3 protein-coding genes are annotated in these 2,876 nt (G+C 59.0%); 2 read left to right on the top strand and 1 reads right to left on the bottom strand.

The features are described from left to right. Positions 1 to 344, bottom strand: a 344-nt coding sequence (locus B3Q33_RS11865; protein ID WP_286827591.1) for a glutathione S-transferase N-terminal domain-containing protein, incomplete at its 3' end; no start/stop codon positions are given. A gap of 287 nt (positions 345 to 631) precedes the next feature. Between B3Q33_RS11865 and B3Q33_RS11870 the strand changes: the two genes are divergently transcribed. Further along, a complete protein-coding gene (locus tag B3Q33_RS11870) occupies positions 632 to 1,843 on the top strand; it encodes an acetyl-CoA C-acetyltransferase (RefSeq protein ID WP_272962981.1) in 1,212 nt (403 codons plus the stop codon). 29 nt (positions 1,844 to 1,872) lie between these two features. Next, on the top strand, positions 1,873 to 2,876 hold a 1,004-nt coding region (locus B3Q33_RS11875), incomplete at its 3' end, for an enoyl-CoA hydratase-related protein (RefSeq protein WP_286827597.1).

Raw genomic sequence — 2,876 nt, forward strand, 5'->3', positions numbered from 1 at the left:
GGGCGGCCGCCGTATTCCCGGTACAGGTAGTCGATGATGTCGGCGGATTCGTAAAGGGCGGCCCCGGTATTCGGGTCCATCAGATAGGGGAATTGCTGACGCCCACCCAGGCGTTCCACCAGCGGGCGGTAACGCTCACCCCCCTTGGGGCAGGGGAAAATCACTACATCCAGGTCCAGATCCGTCAATGCTTCGCGAACCAGGCGGCAAAACGGGCAGCCTTCCATGTCATACAGTTCAAGGGGTTCCTGGGGTGTCTTGCGGTGGCCTTTGCTGGCAATGCCGCGACCCTGCTGCAGGGCGGAAGCGGCCAGGGAGCGCAGCACCTCGGTGTTATGGGACATAGCGAATTCTCCTGAAACGAATGTCCGGACCTTACCATCTCTCGAGCGACTCGCATTGGCCCTCAAGACGCCTTGCATATCAAGCGGTTAACCACTGCCCGTTCCGCTCACCCAGGCTGTTAACTCCTGTCATTGAGTGACGGGCGCGTGTAGGGCAATCTCTGCGGTCTACATTTGGCCGGTACCTGTCACTTTGTTGCGCATGATTGAACCCATGCACTGACAGGTGCCGCCTTTCACAACCCGTCAGCTGAGCTGACATCTGCCTGAGGCAAGAGGAAGGTTCCATGACCGAAGCCTATATTTACGATGCCATCCGTACTCCCCGTGGTCGGGGTAAAAAAGATGGCTCACTGCATACGGTGAAGCCGCTGGACTTGGTGGTCGGCCTGATCGATGAAGTGAAAGCCCGTTTCCCCAATATGGACACCAACCGTATTGATGATCTGTTGTTGGGCGTGGTTACCCCGGTGGGTGATCAGGGCGCCTGTATCGCCAAGACTGCGGCGCTGGCTGCGGGTCTGCCGGACACTGTGGCAGGTTATCAGCTGAACCGTTTCTGTGCTTCCGGCCTGGAAGCGGTGAACACCGGTGCCCAGAAAGTGGCTTCCGGTTGGGATGATCTGATTCTGGCGGGTGGTGTGGAAGCCATGAGCCGTATTCCCATGGGCTCTGATGGTGGCGCCTGGGCCATGGACCCGGTTACCAACTACAAGACCGGTTTCGTCCCCCAGGGCATCGGCGCTGATCTGATCGCCACCATCGAAGGCTTTTCCCGCCGTGATGTGGATGAATTCGCTGCCGAATCCCAGGCGCGGGCTGCCACTGCCTGGGAAAAAGGCTACTTCGGAAATTCTGTGGTACCGGTTACAGACCTCAACGGCCTGACCGTACTGGATCGCGACGAGCACGTTCGCGCCGGCACCACCGCCGATGGCCTTGCCGGTCTGAATCCGTCTTTCGCCATGATGGGCGAAATGGGTGGTTTCGATGCGGTGGCTCTGCAGAAATACCACTGGCTGGAAAAGATCGATCACGTCCATCACGCCGGTAACTCTTCCGGCATCGTGGATGGCGCGTCACTGGTCGTGTTGGGTAACGAGCAGGTTGGCAAGGATTACGGCATGAAGGCTCGTGGCCGTATTGTCTGCACAGCGATCAGTGGTGCCGATCCGACCATCATGCTGACTGGTCCGGGCCCGGCTGCCAAAAAGGCACTGGCCAAGGCCGGCCTGAAGGCTAGCGATATCGATCTGTGGGAAATCAACGAAGCGTTCGCCGCCGTGGCCATGCGCTTCATGAAGGACATGGACATTACCCCGGATGTGACCAACGTGAATGGCGGTTCCATCGCCATGGGCCACCCACTGGGTGCCACCGGCGCCATGATCCTGGGCACCGCGCTGGATGAACTCGAACGTCGCGACAAGAAGTACGCGCTGTGCACCTTGTGTGTGGGCGGTGGCATGGGTATCGCCACCATCATTGAGCGTCTGTAAACCGCGTCGAACGAATTCGGAGAAAGAACATGAGTGAACAAACTGCAATCCGTTGGGAACAGGACGCGGACAACATCGTTACCCTGATTCTGGATGATCCCAACCAGTCCGCGAACACCATGAACGAGCTGTACGGCAAGTCCATGGCAGCCACCGTGGAGCGTCTGGAAAAAGAGAAAGACAACATTGCCGGTGTGATCATCACCTCCGCCAAGAAGACCTTCTTTGCCGGCGGTGATCTGCGTGACCTGCTTAAGGCGAAAAAGGAAGACGGCCAGGTTTTCCTGGATAACGTTACCGAGATCAAGCGTCAGTTGCGCGTGCTGGAAACCCTCGGCAAGCCGGTTGTGGCTGCCCTGAACGGTACGGCTCTGGGTGGCGGTCTGGAAATCGCCCTGGCCTGTCATCACCGTGTTGCCATCAACGACAAATCCGCCCAGTTCGGTCTTCCGGAAGTGACCCTGGGTCTGCTGCCCGGTGGTGGCGGTGTCACCCGCGTGATCCGCATGCTGGGTATCCAGGATGGCCTGATGAAAGTGCTGATGCAGGGCCAGCGCATGAAAGCCGACAAGGCCCAGAAAGTGGGGCTGATCGACGAGCTGGCTGTTGACCGTGACGAGATGCTGGCCAAGGCCCGCGAATGGGTCAAGGCCAATCCCAAAGCCCAGCAGCCCTGGGATCAGAAAGGTTACAAGATCCCCGGTGGTGACCCCAAGAATCCCAAGTTCGCCATGAACCTGCCGGCGTTCCCGGCCAACCTGAAGAAGCAGATCAAGGGCGCCAATTATCCGGCACCGCTGGCGATCATGTCTGCGGCCGTGGAAGGGGCCCAGGTGGATTTCGACAATGCCTCCACCATTGAAGGACGCTACTTCGTGTCCCTGGTTACCAGCCAGGTGGCCAAGAACATGATCACCGCCTTCTTCTTCAACCTGCAGGCGATCAACGCCGGTGCCAGCCGTCCCAAGGATGTGCCGAAATTCCGTGCCGAAAAAGTCGGTATCCTCGGGGCCGGCATGATGGGCGCGGGCAT

The sequence above is a fragment of the Alcanivorax sp. UBA3183 genome (genome assembly GCF_002364155.1).
Classification (GTDB): Bacteria; Pseudomonadota; Gammaproteobacteria; order Pseudomonadales; family Alcanivoracaceae; genus Alcanivorax; species Alcanivorax jadensis.